At 40.9% G+C, this 18,946-nt stretch carries 20 protein-coding genes; 4 read left to right on the plus strand and 16 right to left on the minus strand.

The features are described from left to right. Nucleotides 1–20: 20 nt before the first annotated feature. The 9 genes from cas5b to DWW85_RS13010 form a co-directional block, all read right to left on the minus strand. Entirely contained in the window at nucleotides 21–728 is a 708-nt protein-coding gene (gene cas5b / locus DWW85_RS11285; protein ID WP_242996182.1) for a type I-B CRISPR-associated protein Cas5b, read from the minus strand. Next, nucleotides 712–1,590 (minus strand): type I-B CRISPR-associated protein Cas7/Cst2/DevR, encoded by an 879-nt coding sequence (gene cas7i / locus DWW85_RS11290; RefSeq protein ID WP_117808681.1) that lies wholly within the window; start codon nucleotides 1,588–1,590, stop codon nucleotides 712–714. Before cas7i ends, cas5b begins: the two co-directional genes overlap by 17 nt. After that, nucleotides 1,583–3,265, minus strand: coding sequence for a type I-B CRISPR-associated protein Cas8b1/Cst1 (gene cas8a1 / locus DWW85_RS11295; RefSeq protein WP_242996184.1), 1,683 nt, complete (start codon nucleotides 3,263–3,265; stop codon nucleotides 1,583–1,585). The genes cas7i and cas8a1 overlap by 8 nt, the downstream gene beginning before the upstream one ends. Before the next feature lie 19 nt (nucleotides 3,266–3,284). Beyond that, the gene (cas6, locus tag DWW85_RS11300) at nucleotides 3,285–4,007 is read right to left on the minus strand and encodes a CRISPR-associated endoribonuclease Cas6 (RefSeq protein WP_242996186.1); all 723 of its coding nucleotides are present in this window, start codon (nucleotides 4,005–4,007) and stop codon (nucleotides 3,285–3,287) included. A 595-nt stretch (nucleotides 4,008–4,602) separates the two neighbouring features. After that, nucleotides 4,603–4,995 carry a pyridoxamine 5'-phosphate oxidase family protein gene (locus DWW85_RS11305; protein WP_117785333.1) on the minus strand — a complete coding sequence of 131 codons (393 nt, stop codon included), beginning with the start codon at nucleotides 4,993–4,995 and terminating at the stop codon, nucleotides 4,603–4,605. Nucleotides 4,996–5,030: 35 nt separating this feature from the next. After that, entirely contained in the window at nucleotides 5,031–5,651 is a 621-nt protein-coding gene (locus DWW85_RS11310) for a flavin reductase (protein ID WP_117808684.1), read from the minus strand. Between the two features lie 230 nt (nucleotides 5,652–5,881). Then, nucleotides 5,882–6,511, minus strand: a complete 630-nt coding sequence (locus tag DWW85_RS11315; RefSeq protein WP_021943636.1) for a manganese catalase family protein — start codon at nucleotides 6,509–6,511, stop codon at nucleotides 5,882–5,884. Beyond that, entirely contained in the window at nucleotides 6,512–6,775 is a 264-nt protein-coding gene (locus tag DWW85_RS11320) for a spore coat protein CotJB (RefSeq protein WP_008401169.1), read from the minus strand. 3 nt (nucleotides 6,776–6,778) lie between these two features. Further along, nucleotides 6,779–7,102, minus strand: a complete 324-nt coding sequence (locus DWW85_RS13010; protein WP_242996187.1) for a spore coat associated protein CotJA — start codon at nucleotides 7,100–7,102, stop codon at nucleotides 6,779–6,781. A 131-nt stretch (nucleotides 7,103–7,233) separates the two neighbouring features. Between DWW85_RS13010 and DWW85_RS11330 the strand changes: the two genes are divergently transcribed. Then, on the plus strand, nucleotides 7,234–7,812 hold the full coding sequence (locus DWW85_RS11330; protein WP_117808685.1) for a nucleoside recognition domain-containing protein: 579 nt from the start codon (nucleotides 7,234–7,236) through the stop codon (nucleotides 7,810–7,812). Beyond that, a complete protein-coding gene (locus DWW85_RS11335) occupies nucleotides 7,809–8,339 on the plus strand; it encodes a nucleoside recognition domain-containing protein (protein WP_242996189.1) in 531 nt (176 codons plus the stop codon). The genes DWW85_RS11330 and DWW85_RS11335 overlap by 4 nt, the downstream gene beginning before the upstream one ends. 31 nt (nucleotides 8,340–8,370) lie before the next feature. Here the strand turns inward: DWW85_RS11335 and DWW85_RS11340 are convergent, their stop codons facing one another. Further along, nucleotides 8,371–10,176, minus strand: a complete 1,806-nt coding sequence (locus tag DWW85_RS11340; RefSeq protein ID WP_117808686.1) for a metallophosphoesterase — start codon at nucleotides 10,174–10,176, stop codon at nucleotides 8,371–8,373. Nucleotides 10,177–10,436: 260 nt separating this feature from the next. Between DWW85_RS11340 and DWW85_RS11345 the strand changes: the two genes are divergently transcribed. After that, nucleotides 10,437–12,053: a CTP synthase gene (locus DWW85_RS11345; RefSeq protein ID WP_117785327.1), complete on the plus strand. Its 1,617-nt coding sequence runs from the start codon at nucleotides 10,437–10,439 to the stop codon at nucleotides 12,051–12,053. A gap of 487 nt (nucleotides 12,054–12,540) precedes the next feature. On the opposite strand, the gene DWW85_RS11350 is transcribed toward DWW85_RS11345, so the two are convergent. The 3 genes from DWW85_RS11350 to DWW85_RS11360 all read right to left on the minus strand — a co-directional run bounded on the left by DWW85_RS11350 (nucleotide 12,541) and on the right by DWW85_RS11360 (nucleotide 15,122). Beyond that, complete coding sequence (locus DWW85_RS11350) at nucleotides 12,541–14,412, minus strand: heavy metal translocating P-type ATPase (protein WP_117808687.1); 1,872 nt, start codon at nucleotides 14,410–14,412, stop codon at nucleotides 12,541–12,543. Nucleotides 14,413–14,516: 104 nt separating this feature from the next. Then, nucleotides 14,517–14,735, minus strand: a complete 219-nt coding sequence (locus DWW85_RS11355; RefSeq protein ID WP_021943627.1) for a heavy-metal-associated domain-containing protein — start codon at nucleotides 14,733–14,735, stop codon at nucleotides 14,517–14,519. 24 nt (nucleotides 14,736–14,759) lie between these two features. Further along, the gene (locus tag DWW85_RS11360) at nucleotides 14,760–15,122 is read right to left on the minus strand and encodes a metalloregulator ArsR/SmtB family transcription factor (protein ID WP_021943626.1); all 363 of its coding nucleotides are present in this window, start codon (nucleotides 15,120–15,122) and stop codon (nucleotides 14,760–14,762) included. 301 nt (nucleotides 15,123–15,423) lie between these two features. Between DWW85_RS11360 and DWW85_RS11365 the strand changes: the two genes are divergently transcribed. Further along, complete coding sequence (locus tag DWW85_RS11365) at nucleotides 15,424–15,624, plus strand: DUF378 domain-containing protein (protein ID WP_008401155.1); 201 nt, start codon at nucleotides 15,424–15,426, stop codon at nucleotides 15,622–15,624. Nucleotides 15,625–16,392: 768 nt separating this feature from the next. On the opposite strand, the gene DWW85_RS11370 is transcribed toward DWW85_RS11365, so the two are convergent. The 3 genes from DWW85_RS11370 to aroB all read right to left on the minus strand — a co-directional run bounded on the left by DWW85_RS11370 (nucleotide 16,393) and on the right by aroB (nucleotide 18,923). Then, nucleotides 16,393–17,334 carry a type II CAAX endopeptidase family protein gene (locus DWW85_RS11370; RefSeq protein ID WP_173783670.1) on the minus strand — a complete coding sequence of 314 codons (942 nt, stop codon included), beginning with the start codon at nucleotides 17,332–17,334 and terminating at the stop codon, nucleotides 16,393–16,395. 69 nt (nucleotides 17,335–17,403) lie between these two features. Then, nucleotides 17,404–17,784, minus strand: a complete 381-nt coding sequence (locus DWW85_RS11375) for a RidA family protein (RefSeq protein WP_008401150.1) — start codon at nucleotides 17,782–17,784, stop codon at nucleotides 17,404–17,406. Nucleotides 17,785–17,810: 26 nt separating this feature from the next. Then, nucleotides 17,811–18,923 (minus strand): 3-dehydroquinate synthase, encoded by a 1,113-nt coding sequence (aroB, locus tag DWW85_RS11380; protein ID WP_117785388.1) that lies wholly within the window; start codon nucleotides 18,921–18,923, stop codon nucleotides 17,811–17,813. Nucleotides 18,924–18,946 lie beyond the last annotated feature (23 nt).

Raw genomic sequence — 18,946 nt, forward strand, 5'->3', positions numbered from 1 at the left:
TCAATCCCTCTCTTATCTTGTTATGCGAACGCAACAACATCCCCATAGGTATCGACATATGCATTCACTACTGAAGTATCCTTCGGCATATAATGCACTTTTATCTTTCCACCATCCGGTTTCCATCTGCGATATCCCTGCGACGTTATCTCGTATTCCTTTGTTAACATGTATGTTGTGCTTGTGCGTCGTCCAATATCCAACTCTGATTGAAATGGAATGTAAATATTATTTTGAATTGTTGCTGATTCAACTTTCTGCAATTCAACAATTTCTACATTTTGAATATCCAGCAAATCTTCATATCGACCTAATGATGGATAAATAATCGGACACTTCAATGACTGATAAATCTTATCAAAATCTTCCTCTTCAGGTATAATATGTAAAACCATCCGATTATCACAAATCAGTTCTACATGTGCAATCCCCTTAAACACACCATAATCTTTGTCTTCACCTTTGATACAGAGCTGATGTCTGCCTTCTTCATACTTTGTATCGAATTTGAATGAGTATCTTGTATACAATTCTGATACAGAACCTGCGTTTTCTCCCTGGATACTTACCTGCATCTTGTGATAACTGTCAAATCCACTAATTGCGTGAATCATACCAATAACAGTTGAATATGGTGGCAACGGATAAGATTCTTTTATAATGAAACTACTTGGTTTTCTGTAGTTCGCAAGGTTTTGAAAACAATCAATTCTAATTGCTCGCTCCATAATATTCATCAACTTCCTTTTTCAACTGTTTAAATACATCTGCAACTGTCTTTGTGTTCAATGTATCTTTTAATTCTGCATCATTCTGGAAAATACCTGTCACAACTCCAACACTGGTATTGTTCTTTATATCCTCATCACTTTCAATAATCTCTCCAAGCATCTTCGTGTTTATGGCTCCATTTTCCAAAGATACTCTATTTTCAAAGAACGGATTTTTTCTTAAATATCGACCACCGATTGCAAATACAGGACTAAGGTTCTCTCTTCTTCCCTTTATATCACGATATAAATACTGAATCGTATCAAGAAATTTTTTTACTCGATCTGCTTTTTCATCTGCAGATATCTCAAGATCTCCATCCACACCAATACGATCAAGATCTATAGTGATCGTATATGAGTAGAATGACTTCTGTATCTCACTCTGTGCAATCGCATTATCAAGATCCTGGCGTCTTGCCAATCCAATATTTGTTAAAAATTCCAAATCACTCTGATAAGGCTCTAATGATACCGCATTACTCAGTCGAACAACTGCACTTCTGGTATCAGCTCCGCCTTTTTTATCCTCTCCTTTTGCACTGGTCTTCATATAACCAAAAAAGTCAATTTCCGGATAATCTTTTATATTAGCAGTTGGTGCAAACTGAACGACTCCACTCTTTCCATCAACAGGTGTTGTATCCCATCCTAACTGCTGAATAATATTGTATCTCAGTGCCTGTCTTGATATATAAGAATATTGCTCATATGTTCCTCGTGATAATTTTTTGAGTGTAGTAATATTACCTACGCCCTCTCCATAATTTGCACTTTCTGCAAGAAATACCATTGTAAGTGTTAAACCATTCCTAATCATTAACCTTTTCCTCCTTTTTTTCATAATGACTTCCTTCTAATCCCATAAGGAATGCATATCCATACTCTCTAAACTTCTCCCGATTATCCAGACACTCTATGAATGCATCCGGAACTGTCAGATTTACAGAACAATAGATACGCATTATAATTTCCATAAAATGAGAAACATCTCCAACTGCAACTGCATTCAACAATCGATATACAGTACCTCTGATTCTTGAATCATCACTTGTGCCTTTCGCTGCTAACAGTTTATTTCTTAATTCATATCCACACTCTCTAACTTTGTATCGATTCACTATTGCACCTCCTATCTTATTCTTATCTTCATTATCTTTCTTCAATAAACTTACACGAATCTGAATATCATATACCCAATAAGCATCTACCAAATATGTCTTTACATCCATAGACTGCCTTAACAAGATATTTAATAATGGATATTGATTTCTATACCGAAGAATATTCAATATAACTGTTTCATGTATATTTATGTATTCAGTCCCCTTTTTTATATATGGGTATTTACTTAATACATCAAGTCCAGCCCTTACTTTCTCATCATTCAATATTGCAAGGATATTTTTATTGATAATATCAAATGTATAACGTTCGCTTTCATCCCTGCCTCTGGTTATGATCTGAATATTACCTAGTTCTTCCGTCTTCATCTTCAATAACAGATTCAATGTTCTGGAAATCCATGAAGTATATCGTTCTCCATCTTCTCTTTCCGCATCCTGCATAATGCCATCCTTATGATTTACCTCTAATAATTCCTGAATGTTCTGATCCGTATTAATAAACAGGAATCGATTTCCCATCAGATAAAAACCAAGCGGAGATAATGCATATACAAATGCACACACCGGACATAAGAAAGCATCTACTTTACAATTCCAGAAAGCTGATTGTTTTCTTGCCAGATCATCTGCCTGATCCTTCATAAATGCAAGTGATACTTTCGTCTTCGAATCAATCATTGCACCACAATCAATGCATATCTCCTTTGCCTTCTTTTGATCAATTGCTATATAAGTCCGAAATGGTTCTGAAAAATCATTTTCAAAAACCTCTCGCATATTTTTCGCTGCATTTGCACGTAATAGAAAACATTTTCCATCCCAGAAACGATTGATGTAATTATATATGGCACTCTTCATGATCAAGGTTTCTGCACAAATGGGCTGAATAAGAAATTCATGTAACTGAACCAATCGATTCCGCAACAGTTCCGGTTCCATAGATTCTTTCAGTTTTACCGCTTTAAGCAGCTCATATGCTTCTGTGGTATCAACCTCATCCTTTATACTGGCAATGCCCGATTTATAACTGTTAGACAAAAGTTTATCGTTAATGAATTTGATATCATCTTTCCACTTTTTACCATCCCATTCCGGCAAATCCAGTGCAGCTAACAAATTCTTAATCTTATCCAATATTGTTTGATATACACTATGTGACCTGTAATATGTCGTGATCCCACGAAAGTATAAATCCGTCCAGTCCGTTTCCTGACAGAAATCTGTATCAAGCCATAATTGCTGATTATCTTCCGTATAGCCATAATCCAAATCTTCCGATGCAGCAGCAATTTCGTCCAGTATATAATGCATACCTACGATTCCCGCATTTTTCAGAAAATCACCCATTGGTATATAGATTTTACCCAACTTATAATCCTCCTTTCTTCTAACCTAATACTTCAAACTTTCCATTTCCTGTCGACCTGCGTACTCCAATTCCGGATCTCTGCAGAACATTTAATAAAGCAACAGAGCCTTTTAATTTGAAAATACCAAGCGAAGCATCTGTATTTCTTCCAAACACTGGTATTACAACCTTTTTCCCTTTGATCGCCTGAATAGAAAAATCATCTGTCTCAACCGGAATATTCATTCTTTGAATAAAGATCTTAACATTCTCTTTCACAACGTCTGAAAACTCATCCTTATCAAACGTATAATAACTGTCTGAATTGGTATCATTATCATGGTATCTTGCCAGTAATGGACTCTGCATTTTTATGATGATTTCATCATCTGTGATATCATTTATATTCTGAATATACACAGATATTAATTGCATGGAATTCTTGTTCATCGAATAATGCCGAAATTTCATAGTCTGAAACGCATTAAACAAATATAAAAATTCCTTATCATCCGCATCCGTAAAAAATACCATGAATTCGTCCTTATCGAGAAGTATCTTATCGTCTGTAAACTTAGCACCCGGAAGATAATACGCATATGTAAACATCTTCATGATTGATCTGCTCTTATCATATAAACGCTGATACAAATCTTCGGAAATATTCTTCGTCGCAGCCTTTAAAAAACTTGTAAACAAACGATCCATCTCCTTCGGAAGAAAAGGAAATTCCAATTTAAAACGCAGTTTAATCTGATACATTTTTTCACCTCCTTCATAATTTATTTGACTTTGCATTATCAAAATAGCACACTTCTCATGCAATGTCAATAGCAATAACTTATAAACAGTTTAATAGGTATCGATTTTAACGTGACAACAAAATCCTTGTGTTGTATTTTTTTTTCATTCCATATATAATTTTAAATACATTGTGGAATGTAAATATTAATCTGTTATTAAGATATTTAGTAATAGTCCCATATTGGAATGCACCTTATATTCCACAATGTATTTTTTATTACAATCAATCATTAATATGAATATACTAATCTATACCATGTACAAAAAATCGTCCATTGTATCAATTTCACTTCATAATCATAGGGATTTCGTATTAAGAAATATAGAAAACTTAAAAGCCTCTATCTCAGACCCGCCCCCTTTTATTATGGAAATATTATACCTTCATTTGTCATAATGCGCAATAATATACGCATATTTTGTCAATTTAAAGAAAATATTTTTTTCTTATCTTATCCTATCATTGCTAATAGTTACTTTTATAAATATGTTACAAACGCACAAACGCCCCCGCTTATACAAGCGAGGGCGTTTGTCAAACCATGTAATACATTTAAAACTTCACAACTTCCGGTTCGTGTGTAAATGATGAAAAAGTTGCTGTTGCATTCTTAAAATAAAATACCTCGGTGTTACCATCATCTGCGGAATACATCTTCTGTAATGAAGGGTATGCATCTAACATAGACTGTCTTGCTTCTCTACGGTCATCTTCCACCAATTCTCCTGCTACACGAAGCCATTCTCCATTCATAAAAGCACAGATCTCAACCTTCGGATTTGCATGGATCTGCTTTGATACATCTTTTACTTTGCCTGTCTGTATGTATAACTTGCCTTCAAAAATATGGGCAGTTCCAAATGGTCTGACTCTTGGCTGGTCACCCTCTACAGTTGCTAAATAATAAGTTTCTGCGTCCTTTAAAAATTTTGCTACTCGTTCCATAGCATTGTCCTCCTGTTTATAAGCTTTTTAATAGCTTACGCCTCATACACCGGCTCAAAATCCTCTACCCCATGTCCACATATCGGGCAGGTGAAATCTGCCGGCAGCTCGCTTCCTTCATATACATAATTACAGATACGGCAGCGCCAGCCTACGATCTTCTTGTCCTGGGCTTTCGGTTCTGCTTTTGGTTTTACCTTTGTCTGATAATCCGCATAAGTCAGCGGTGCATTTTCATTGATCAGCTTGGCATCTACAACTTCTGCGATAAATAATGTATGTGTACCAAGGTCTTGCTGTTCTACCACTTTTCCGCTGATCACGGCACAGGCATTCCATCCCATATACGGAATGTCATTGCAGTCCTTTGGCATTTGCAGATCTGCGAATTTATCCACATCTCTGCCGGACTGGAACCCGAAATGTTTTATCGTCGCAAATGAGCAGGTCTGATCCAGAATACTTAAGGCGAATATCCCGCTCTCTTTCAACAGATCACATGTATAATTCGTGTTTAATACAGATATCGCAACCCGAACCGGATTACCTGCCACCTGCATACATGTATTTGTGATGCAGCCATTTACCTTCTCCCCTGATCTGGTGGATAACATGAATACACCATAGGATAAATTATAGATTGCTTTTTTGTCCATATGCTTGTACCTCCCTTTTACAAAATACGATTTGTTTTTTCATCCTTGAAAGCAAGTGATTTTATACTCATTATACCACAAACCGAATAAATTTATAATTCTTTTCAAGAATTATTCTCAATAATATACATTGTGAAAAAATCAGGCAGCTTGATATCCTCGATTCAGGATTGCTGCCTGATATTTTTTCTATCACTACTATATAATAAATAACCAGTAGCTGCTATCTTCTACTTCCCGCATTTCTCCACGCAAGGAGCACTTGTGTCAAATGCTGAGTTAAATGCATAGAAGTTCTTTGTATCCATCTTGTCGCGGACAATGCCAAGGCTTTCACCGAAGCGCTGGAAATGTGCGACCTCACGTTCGCGAAGGAATTTGATCGGCTCATATACATCCGGATAGTCCTTGCAGAGACGCAGGATATTGTCATAAGTCGACCGGGCTTTCTGCTCTGCTGCCATATCTTCGAAAAGATCCGTGATCGGATCACCCTTGCTCTGGAATTCGCAGGCGTTAAATGGAATGCCGCCTGCTGCCTGCGGCCAGATTCCTAAGGTGTGATCGATGTAATATTTGTCAAATCCCGATGCCTTAATCTCCTCGATCGATAACCGGCAGGTAAGCTGGTAAATGATCGTGGCAACGATCTCCAGATGTCCCAACTCCTCTGTACCAATATCGGTAAGAATCGCTTTCACCTTATTGTCCGGCATTGCATAACGCTGGGACAGGTATCGCATAGATGCACCCATTTCACCATCCGGTCCGCCGTATTGTGAGATTATCGCCTGCGCAAGCTGCGCATTTGTCTCTTTAATATTTACCGGAAACTGTAATCTTTTTTCATAGATCCACATTTAACAACCACACTCCCTTTCCCATGGCCAAGGTTTGTCAACCCAGTCAAAATAATTGTCGTCATTTACCTGATATCGGTTCAATGGACCATAGGCGGTCGTGTATTCGCGGACTGCCTGCTGCCGCATTGCTTTATAATTGCTGTATGCTGCCAGTGCCTTTGGACATTCCGGGTGAGTGTCCAGATACAGGGAAATGTCATCCAACGCGAAGGACACTTCTGTTATAAAGGCAAAGAGCTGCTGTTTGTTCATATTATTCATTGCCTATTTCCCCCTTACACCACAAAAGATCAGATTCAGATCCGGGAACATGGTTCCTTCGCACAGACCCTTTTTCGCATCATAGAGTTCCCCAAATTCCTGACTTGGCACATACGCCATACCAATCGGATGCGGACTGAATCTGCCACAGGTCTCTACATCCTTTCTTGTTGTTTCGCAATGATCCTGTCTGGAAGGACAGCCGCCTGTGCCCTGACAGTTTCCATTGCAGGAAGAGGCATTGCGGTTATTTGCATATTGCATCATGAGATTTGGCTGAGCAGGATATCTGCCGCCATTTCTGTTGCAGTTTCTATACTGTTCCAAATGAATATACCTCCTGAATTTGCATATTATTCATCTCTCTATACTTTATGGGGAAAATGTAAAAATGTGACATATTATATTTTGCTCCCCGCATATATTCATTATGTAACAGCAAAATCAAAGGGGATTCTATGATTAATCTGATCTGGGCTGCCATGATCTTAGTCGGTATTATCACCGCACTTCTGACCGGGCATATGGAAGATGTGAATGCAGGTATCATTGATGCCGGGAGTGACGCCGTTTCACTCTGCATCACCATGCTTGGAATTGTTACGATGTGGTGTGGAATCATGAAGATCGCAGAACGCACCGGTCTGATGAAGAAATGGTCATCGAAAATGTCCCCTGTCATGAGATTCTTATTTCCGAGACTTTCCCCGGAGCATCCGGCATATGAATATATGTGTACGAACATCATTGCAAATATTGTAGGGCTTGGGTGGGCTGCAACACCGCCGGCACTAAAGGCGATGCAGGAACTGGCTAAGGACAACAAGGGAAGCAAATCTGCCAGCCGTGAGATGTGCGTCTTCCTGATCCTGAATATTTCTTCGCTGCAACTGGTCCCGGTAAATATCATTGCCTATCGTGCAACCTATGGTTCTGAACATCCTACCGCCATTATCCTGCCCGGCATCATCGCAACGGTCTGCTCCACCGCCGTCGCCGTCCTGCTGGCTGTAATTATAAATAAGAGGGGAAAATGAATATGCTGACAACAATCTCAAACAGTATCATCCCGATGGTCATATTTGCTGTTGTGTTATACGGCTGTATTAAAAAGACGAATGTCTATGAAGATTTTATTGACGGAGCATTTGACGGAATGAAGATCGTAGTCGAATTAGTTCCAACATTGATCGGCCTATTTGTGGCTGTGCGAATCCTGAATGATTCCGGTGCCCTTGGCCTGATCACAACCGCTCTGAAGCCGATTGCTTCTCTCATACATACCCCGGATTGTGTGATCCCCGTCATTATAACGAAGCTGTTCTCCTCCGGGTCTGCCACCAGTCTGATGCTAAATATCTTTAACGACTATGGACCTGATTCCAGAGAAGGACTCACCGCTGCCATTATCCTTAGCTGTACGGAATCTTTATTCTATACGATGTCTGTATATCTGATGGCTGCCAAAGTCCGCAAATCCCGATATATCATCCCCTGCGCCCTGTTGTCTCTCGGTGCAGGGATCGTCGTAAGTATCCTGCTGGCAAATATGTTAGTATCCTAGGGCACCTGTTTTTCAAGTGCCCTTTTTCTTTTTATTCTAACATCCGCATCGCTTCTTCCATCACCTGAATCTTGTAGATCGTCTGCGCTACAAGATCTTCTCTGGCATTCACATCCGACTGGATTTCTCGCCGCTTCGTGTCCTGTAACTGATATCCGGTTCTGACTTCGTGAAGCTGCTCGCCTTTTGCAGCCAACTCGCGTTCAAGCCGTTCTGCATCTGCGCGTTCTTTTCGTATTCCGTCTGCCTTATTCTGATCGATCAGTCGCGCAAATACGTAACCGATCACAAAGCAGAGCACGATCGCAAGTATTGATGTAACCAGAAAACGAACCACATCTGTACCATTCATACGCTCTGACATTTGAATGTACGCCCGTGGCATCAGGAACAATTCCATGATACAGAATATGACAAATGGAACAATGGCGGCACGGATACCGGTTCGTATCCACTTGCTTCTGTGTCTTGGTACGATCTGCGCCTGATTGTTCCGGGCAGTCAGAAGCTCCAGTTTGTTCTTCCGTTCCATTGCCCATGCTTCATTTAAGCGTTCCAGTACATCCGGACTTTCTGCCAGCCGTTCCTTTGCCTGTTCATATTCCTGAATATCCTTTGAGGTACGGAGTTTATCCATATCCTGTTTCAGATTCTCAAGCACTACCCGGATCGTTTCCTCATAAAGCCGGTCATTCATTTTCCGGCTGCTTCTGGTGTATATCTTTGATCGTTCTATAACGAGGTCAACTGCCAGCTTCGCCCCATCCTCCCGGATCGGAGAGTCAGCATCCAGTTTATCAAGCAATCGTCCAAATGCATTTCCCCGGTTTGCTTTTCTGTATTCATCATAATCCTCACGCTGATACACTTCTCCGATCAGCACGGCAATCCGGTAAGTGGCCAGTGCCTCCTGCAAATGAAAGGTCTTCTCACATTTTTCCGGTCGTACCAGATAGATCGAATAAATATTTTCTTCTCCCTCTCTTGCAATAATACGATGCAATTCATCTGCCAGTTCTTCATCTGACATATAATTACTGACCGGATAGCGGATCGTCTTATATTCCTTTTGTGATGCAGGCACAAGCCGTACCGATACCACGCCATCTGATAACTTTCCCTGCACATAGCCATGCGGTCCGGTCTCCCTGTTATTGTCCGGTTCCAATACACCCGGATAACAAATCCTGCCATTGTACATATTTTTATAGGAAGCTTCATGTCCTAATCCGATATAATCAAATCCTGCTTTCCGGATCGTCGGATAATCGATCGGTATCGCACCATGATTTCCGGCATGAGCCAGCAGAATATTTGTCATCTCATCATCCGCCGGTGTCAGTTCATCTAAAACTGCCATCTGCGCTCCGGCACTATAATAGCCGGCACAATAAAGTACCGCATTTTTTTTCGGAAACCGGATAACATCGATCATGGCAGTTGCATTTTCATGCTTTACTCCATATATTGCAGAGCCTGCCGGAACCGGATTCCGATACTCGCTGCAGCCTGCCACATAAATATTTGACCGGAAAGAATAGCCCGTAAGTGCACTATCTGATTTCATGTAATCATGATCTCCCTGACAATAAATGACCGCCGTTTTATCAAGCGGCAGAAATATCTCATCAATCCACGCAAGATCTTCTTCTGTTGCCGGATGGTCAAAGAGATCCCCTGTGATAAATACAAAATCAGCCTGTAATTTTCCTGCATCAGAAACAACCTGTTTCAAGGTCGTTATCCCGTCCTTTTCACAGGTCTGTCCGAACAGTAATTTGTCTGCTTTTCGTCCGATATTCACATCACTGATATGGATAAACTGAATTGCTCCCATCGAGATCTCCCGTCTTCTCACTTCATTTTCCTGTCAAATGTATATTTTTAACTTTATTTTCTAAAGTTTGTAAATATTTTTCCATAATTTTATTAAGTTTGACTTCTTATATACTATCATACCATATTTTTATGCCGGATACATCCTGTTTTTCGATACGGCTGATTGACTTTTGAAAAATGCTCTCGTATAATAATGAGTGTTTTTTTAATGAGAGCGTATGTCTATGCGTTTTTAGAATATATCAGGAGGAAATTATTATGCCTATTAAGTACGTGTTTGTCACAGGCGGTGTCGTATCCGGTCTTGGTAAAGGTATCACTGCTGCCTCCCTTGGTCGTCTGCTCAAAATGAGAGGCTACAAGGTTACCAGCCAGAAATTCGATCCATACATCAACATGGATCCGGGTACTATGAACCCGATCCAGCATGGTGAAGTATTCGTAACCGATGATGGTGCGGAGACTGATCTGGATCTTGGTCATTATGAGCGTTTTATCGATGAAAGTCTGAATAAGAATTCGAATGTTACGACCGGTAAGATCTACTGGAGTATCTTACAGAAAGAACGCCACGGCGACTTCGGCGGACACACCGTACAGGTAGTTCCACATATAACAAATGAAATCAAAGAGCGCTTCTATCGGAATCCGGATGCAAAGGATACCGAGGTTGCGATCATCGAAATTGGCGGTACAGTCGGCGATATCGAGAGCCAGCCTTTCTTAGAGGCGATCCGTCAGTTCACACATGATGTCGGACATGAGAATTGCATTATGATCCACGTTACTCTGATTCCTTATCTGAAAGCTTCCGGTGAATTAAAGACAAAGCCAACGCAGGCGAGTGTTAAGAACCTGCAGGGAATGGGTATCCAGCCGGATATTCTGGTCTGCCGTTCTGATTATCCACTGGATCAGGGCTTAAAGGATAAGATTGCATTATTCTGTAATGTACCTAGCCAGAATGTCATCCAGAATCTGGATGTTGATGTATTATATGAAGTTCCTCTCGCTATGGAGAAAGAGCATCTCGCTGATGTTGTATGCAAATGCTTACATATGGATTGTCCTGCTCCGGAACCACATGCATGGAAGGAATGGAATGATATGATCACTGCCTGGAAGAATCCGGAAAAAAAGGTTCGTGTTGCTCTCGTCGGCAAATATGTCTCACTGCATGATGCATACATTTCCGTTGTTGAATCCTTAAAGCATGCCGGTGTTGCAAACGATGCCGAGGTCGAGATCAAATGGGTAGATTCCGAACTTGTAACTCCTGAAAATGTGGAAGAAACACTGGGTGACGTCGATGGAATCCTTGTTCCGGGCGGTTTTGGCGACAGAGGTATCGAAGGCATGATCACAGCGATCCGGTATGCAAGAGAGAAAAAGGTTCCTTACCTTGGTCTGTGTCTCGGTATGCAGCTCACGATCGTTGAATTTGCAAGACACGTCCTTGGTTATGCAGATGCCCACAGCTCAGAATTCAATCCGAACTCTTTCCATCAGGTTATTCATATCATGCCGAATCAGCATGATGTAACAGACCTCGGTGGAACCTTAAGACTTGGTTCTTACCCATGTGTACTCAGCAAAGATTCCAAATCCTATGAGCTCTATGGCACAGAATACATCCATGAGCGTCACAGACATAGATATGAAGTCAACAATGACTACCGTAAGGCTTTAACAGATAATGGTATGGAACTGGTTGGTCTCTCTCCTGACGGTCATATCGTTGAGATGATCGAGATTCCGGATCATCCTTGGTTCATCGGAACTCAGGCGCATCCGGAATTCAAGTCCAGACCAAATAAAGCGCATCCGCTTTTCAAAGGCTTTGTTGCTGCGGCACTCGCTCACGAAGAGCAGTAGTTTATGCGAACACTTTACAACTGGTGTGTTTTCATAAATCTATGAAAAAAAGAAGATCGTCTTACCTATTATTACGCAAGTCGTTTGCACTCTATTTCAACGCAACGGTACTAAGCTCCTCGCCTTTGGCGACTCACTAAGAACCGGCGTTGAAACAGGCTTGCTTCATAATAGTAAGACGGTCTTCTCTTTTTATTCAAATTCTCAATATGAAAACACACCAGTTATAAAGTATTCGCTTTCGAATCATCTTGATTTATTCATAGATCTATAGTTTGAAACGCTCTCGTCATAAGCAACAAATTAAAAATACCATATAAAAGAAATGAGACATCTATATTTTATGTAGCAGACCTATTCGAACGCCGGTTCTTAGTGAACTGCCATAGGCAGTGAGGTTAGAACCGCTGCGTGAGAATAGAACGAAAGTGTTCTGCGTAATAAAGATATAGATGTCTCATGCTTATATGGTATTTTTATTTATACATCATGGCTTCAGTGCGCGGGTTGCGTTGATGATCGCGAGGAAGGCAACACCGACATCGGCGAATACCGCTGCCCACATATTTGCAAAACCAAGGGCACCGAGTACCATAACAATGATCTTGACAGCAAGTGCAAACACAATGTTCTGCTGCACGATACGAACCGTCTTTCTGGCAATTGCATATGCTACGGCAATCTTGCCCGGATCATCATCGATCAGAACGATGTCTGCTGCTTCGATCGCAGCATCCTGACCCATAGCTCCCATTGCGATACCGACATCGGCACGCATTAAAACAGGCGCATCATTGATTCCGTCACCGGTGAAGATCAATGTACTGTCTTCATCCTTCTCGCGGAGAAGCTGTTCTACTTTATCTACCTTATCACCCGGCATCAGTTCTGCACATACAGTATCAATGCCAAGCTCTTTTGCTACACTGTCAGCAACCTCTTTCTTATCACCGGTCAGCATAACAACATTATCAATTCCACATTTCTTGATTGATGCGATCGCATCCTTAACGCCATCCTTGATCTCATCAGCGATCGTGATACATCCCTTATATGCACCATTTTCCGCTACGAAAAGGACTGTTCCAACCTTGGATGGCTGTTTTGCTCCTGCCATGGATATCTTTCTGGAATCCAGAAGCTTCTTATTTCCGACTAACACTTCTTTTCCATCTTTTAAGACCTTGATACCCATTCCGGAGATTTCCTCATATCCATCGAGGTGGTCGATCTGTACCGTTCCCTTATATGCAGCCTTGATCGATGCTGCGATCGGATGGTTGGAGTAATATTCGCCATATGCTGCAAGCTCCAGAAGATCATCCTCACTGATTCCATTTGCGCATGTCTCTACAACCTTGAATACACCCTTTGTCAGAGTTCCGGTCTTATCAAATACGGCAATCTTTGCTTTACCCAGAAGTTCCAGATAGTTACTTCCTTTTACAAGGATACCTGCCTTGGATGCTCCGCCGATTCCACTGAAGAAACTAAGTGGAATGGAGATGACCAATGCACATGGACAGGATACTACCAGAAAGATCAGTGCACGGTGGAACCATTTACCAAATTCACCTACAAAGATCGGCGGAATGATCGCTACTGCAAGTGCAAGGAAACATACGATCGGTGTATAGTATTTTGCAAATCTGGTAATGAACTGCTCGTACTGTGCTTTTCTCGTACTTGCATTTTCCACCAGTTCCAAAATCTTCGATACGGTCGAATCGTCAAATTCCTTTGATACCTTGACACGGATCACACCGTTCTGGTTAATCACGCCACTTAACACTTCGTCACCAACAGACAGCTTTCTAGGTACGGATTCACCGGTAAGCGCTGCTGTATCTACAAATGTTTCACCTTCGATAACAGTACCATCGAGAGGAACTTTTTCACCCGGCTGCACGATGATGATATCACCGATCGCAACTGTCTCCGGTTCTACCTGAACGATCTGTCCATCTTTTTCAATATTTGCATATTCCGGCATAATGTTCATCAAATCTGTGATACTGGCTCTTGATCTGTTGACTGCATATTTCTGGAACCATTCTCCGACCTGATAGAACAGCATAACGGCTGCCGCCTCGCCAAATTCTCCGGTTCCGTATGCGCCTACAGTTGCAACTGCCATCAGGAAGTTTTCGTCAAATACATGACCCTTGCTGATATTTTTGATCGCCTTTAAAAGGACATCATATCCTGCCATCAGATATGGTACTGCGAACATCGCAGCCTTTACAACTGTATCCCACACTCCATTCAAATGGATGAGCTTCTCTGCAATCTCGCATGCGATAAATACCACCAGTGCAACGATGATTCGAATTAACATCTTTCTCTGCTTCTTACTCATAATCCATCACCTTTTTTCTGCTATCTGCGATAATTTTCTTATTTTATCTTCTCTTTCAGCTTATGTAAATCTGTAACGTATTAATGTTCAGATCTGCATTATTTCTAATATTCGATCGTAGCTTCCTCATCAATGCTCTTGATGATCTTTTCTGCCTGCTTTAAGATCTCGTCTAATTTATCTTCGTCTGCGTCTAATGTAAGTTTCTGTGCCATGAAGCTGATAGATGCGCTGTTAACTCCCGGTAACTTGCTGATCTGCTCCTCCATCTTTGCTGCACAATTTGCACAATCTACATCACTTAAATTATATCTCTTCTTCATAATATTCACCTTTAACCTTTCTTATTATTCAAATATATGCTCAAGTCCCATTCGCATGATCACTGCTACATGGTCATCGGCAAGCTCATAAAACATATTCTTTCCGGCTCTGCGGTTCTTGATCAGCTTCGCCTGTTTTAACACTCTTAATTGATGAGAAATGGCAGATGCATTCATTCCAAGCTCTTCTGCGATGTCACCAACACTTTTTTCATGATCCAGCAGTGTGTATAAGATCTGGATTCTGGTAGAATCGCCAAATACTTTAAACAACTCGGCCAGATCATACAGATTCTCCTCGTCCGGCATCATCTCATTAATCTCAGCGGTGATCTCAGCAATATCGTTCTCTTTGCATTCACATGCTTCCCTGCTGTCCGTATTCATTCTGTTCCTCCTCTCGTTGTTTTATTGAACATTTGAATATCTGTTCATATGTTGTTTTTAATATAACATTATGTTTGTACCCTGTCAACTGATTTTTATATTTGCTTCAAATAAATTTTTGTCGCCAGATTCATTATGTTATATTTTTTCATTTTATACCTTCATCCTGTGTATACATTTTTCCTTATAATGGCAGTATATTTTTTCCATATTCGCACAAACTAGAGATATGGAACCATTAATTTTGCGACACCTTGCCAAAAACTAATGTCCAAATAACTAGAAATCAGAGAGGAATGCCATGAAAGTATTTAATGTTATTTGTCTTACTCTTGTGATCGTTGGGGCGATCGTTTGGGGTATCATCGGAATCTTTAATTTTAATCTTGTAGATGCTTTATTCGGAACCGGCTCCGCCTTTTCCAGAATCATCTACACACTCGTTGGTATCGCCGGACTGTACCTGATCTCCTTCTACGGTCTGATCTGCAACGAGGACTAGCCGAACGAAAAATACACCATTTACCTTTACGGGATTATCCAATTTCTGCTATTGATATCTCCACTATGATAAACTCGCTCGCTTCCTATTCGATGCATATGTCTGATTCGTAAATACTCCTGTGCCAACTCGCCTTCGGCTCAAACAGGCACTCGTATTTACTGACAATATGCATCTCATAACGAAACTCTCGCGAACGTTTTTCATAGTGGAAACACCAACACCCGAAACTGGATAAATGCCTGTATATCGAATGGTGTATTTTTCTGTTCATCATCTTAGCTTTTTATTGTTTCTGCGGGGGGATTTTTTCTGCTGTAATCATTCCTGCTATACACAGTCCGCTCACTTTTTAAACTCGTAAACATTTGCGAACATTTTTTCACTCATTTACATATAACGACAAAACGCCCACCAAATAAATGCTATCTGGTATCTGATAGAATTATTTTGGTAGGCGTTCTAAAAAGAAATATCAGCTATCGTCATTCCGCAGTTTTATTTTTGTTGATTCTTAAGGATTCTCTGCGTTTTAATATCTGCCTGAAAAGACATTTGTGGAGTTTTCGTTATGAGATGTACATTGTCAGCGAATGCGAGTGCTTGTTTGAGTCCGAAGGACGAGTTAGCACAGGAGCATGAGCGAATCAGACATGTACAGATCATAGAAAACTGAACAAGTCTTTGCAGACAGGTATTCAAACAAAGGGAATCCTTAAGCTCAATACCTTAAACTTCTGCAGAATGGGGATAGCTGATGTTTTATGCTTAAAATAAAAATTCTTCGACAACGCAGCGGATCAGGCAGTAGAGGATGACCACGATCATAAGCGGGGTAAGCAGTCGAAGCTTTTTGCCATTTTCATCGTACCGATTAAAAGGTTCGGTGAATACAGCGGCGAAGCTCTCCTTTCTGCCATTTATGACTGCAAGCAGATAAATAATTCCTGCTGATATTACAGTGCCAACCAGTGCCATAGGTATATATGCCCGGATGGTGCTGAGCAGCATCGTCTGTGTTACTTCTGTATTTTCTGCCTGATCTTTTAACGCCGGAATGATATTTGCAATATGCTTTATAACAACAGAAAAACCATTGATCAGAAAATGCATGATCATTGTTGGAATAATGCTTCCGGTTGCTTCTACAACAAATCCAAAGATCAGACCGATCACAACCGCATATGCCATCTGATTAAAATTCATATGCATCAGTCCAAATAAAAAACCTGACATCAATATGGCCTTTAATCTGCCGGCTTCATGAAAGCTTCCGAACATGACACCACGATACGCCAGTTCTTCTATCACACACGGCAAAAATGCCATGAAAAAAAGCGAAGTTCCAAGTGTATTATGATCAACCAATGCTGAAGCTGCATTACTGATCTCATTTCGCACAAATAACATTGAAATTGCATTTAACAATGTAATAAGTGGCTCCATAAACAGAACCAGTGGTGGAATCAGCAGGAGTGTCAACGGATGAAATCTCCGAAACCAGATGATATCCTTTACATGCTTTCTCATGATGAACAGATATAACACTGTTGGTACAAATATCAGACTCTGACTGAATAATATGTTTTGTTTTATCGTGATGCCGGAAAACAGATCTGTAAATAACGCCAACACCGTTACGACCTCGTAAACTGCGATCAATGCTGTAAACAAACATTCAGCTCCAAAAATTTTCTTTCTTGTCTCCATATACCCTCTTATAATAATGTGGCAGATATCATTCATACATCTGCCACACCATCATTTTATAATCTTTATTTATACAACTGCTACTGCTTCGATCTCAATCAGTACGTCTTTTGGAAGTCTTGCAACTTCTACACAAGAACGTGCAGGGAAATCTTTGTTGAAATATTCTTTGTAAATATCGTTGATAATTGAGAACTGGTTCATATCCTTAATAAATACTGTAGTCTTTACAACCTTGTCACAGGATGAACCGGATGCCTCGATCAGATTCTTCAGATTTGAGATTGCCTGTTTTGCCTGAACTGTGATATCTCCTTCTACTAACTGATTCGTTGCAGGATCGATCGGAACCATTCCTGACGTAAATAAAAATCCGTTAGCAACGATTGCCTGTGAATATGGTCCGATTGCCTGTGGTGCTTTCTCTGTGCTGATTATCTTCTTATCCATTTTTATATCCTCCTGAAATTTAATGCCTACATCTCCATAATAATCTCTCTTGCCAGACTCTCCGGTATGGCTTTTGCGTACTGGTCACCATCAAATACCTCGATTGCGCCGATTCCATGCTGTAAAACGAAACGCAAATGTCCGTCTCTGACCTTCTTATCGGTATACAGCTTCTTAACCAGAGCGTCACGGTCTATATAATCCGGAATCTCCGTTGGAAGATCTGCCTGCTTCAACATGGCAACCATAGCTGCTTCATCCTCTGCTGTACAGTAGCCAAAATGTTCTGCCATCTTCACCTCTGCAACCAGACCGATCGCAACGGCCTCTCCATGCAACAGCTTATAATCACTGACTGTCTCGATGGCTCTTCCAACCGTATGTCCAAGGTTCAAAACCTCACGCAAACCGCTTTCCCGCTCGTCCTTCATAACGACCTGATATTTGATCTCGCAGTTCTTCTCCGCGATATGTCTGCATACCTCGTCCTTTACTGCAAGCACATCTTTGATATGCTCTGACAGATAATCGAAGAATTCCCTGTCTGCAAGGCAAGCATGCTTGATCGTCTCTGCAAGACCTGAAGATAACTGTCGCTGTGGAAGTGTCTTCCATGTTGCGATATCCAGATATACCTTCTGTGGCTGATTGAACAGGCCGATCAGATTTGTAGCAAGCGGCGTATCAACAGCAGTCTTGCCACCTACCGATGCATCAGCAGCCGCAAGCAGTGTGGTTGCATAATTGATAAACGGAATTCCTCTGCCGTAGGTTCCGGCTACAAATCCTGCAAGGTCTGTCACCACGCCACCGCCAACGGCGATAATGCAGCAATCTCTCCGATATCCCTTTGCAAGCATGGTATCTTCTACATACTCCTTTGTCGCTCTGGTCTTGCTCAGTTCTCCTGCCGGAAAACTTATAAGATCTGTCTTGTATCCTGCTTCTTCAAGCATCTTATAAATCTTGTCCGCATACAGCTCTTTTACATTGCTGTCTGTAACTACTACAAATTTGGATATTTTTCCAACCAGACCGGCTTTCAGATCATCGATCAGCTTCTGTTCCAGCTCATATCCAATCTCGATCTCATAGCTGTCGTCTACTACTTTTTTTAATTCAACCTTGAAATTACTCATATTCATCCTTTCATTTCCTGGTA

This window comes from Clostridium sp. AF17-21AC, from assembly GCF_003461365.1.
In the GTDB taxonomy this organism is placed as follows: Bacteria; Bacillota; Clostridia; order Lachnospirales; family Lachnospiraceae; genus Coprococcus; species Coprococcus ammoniilyticus.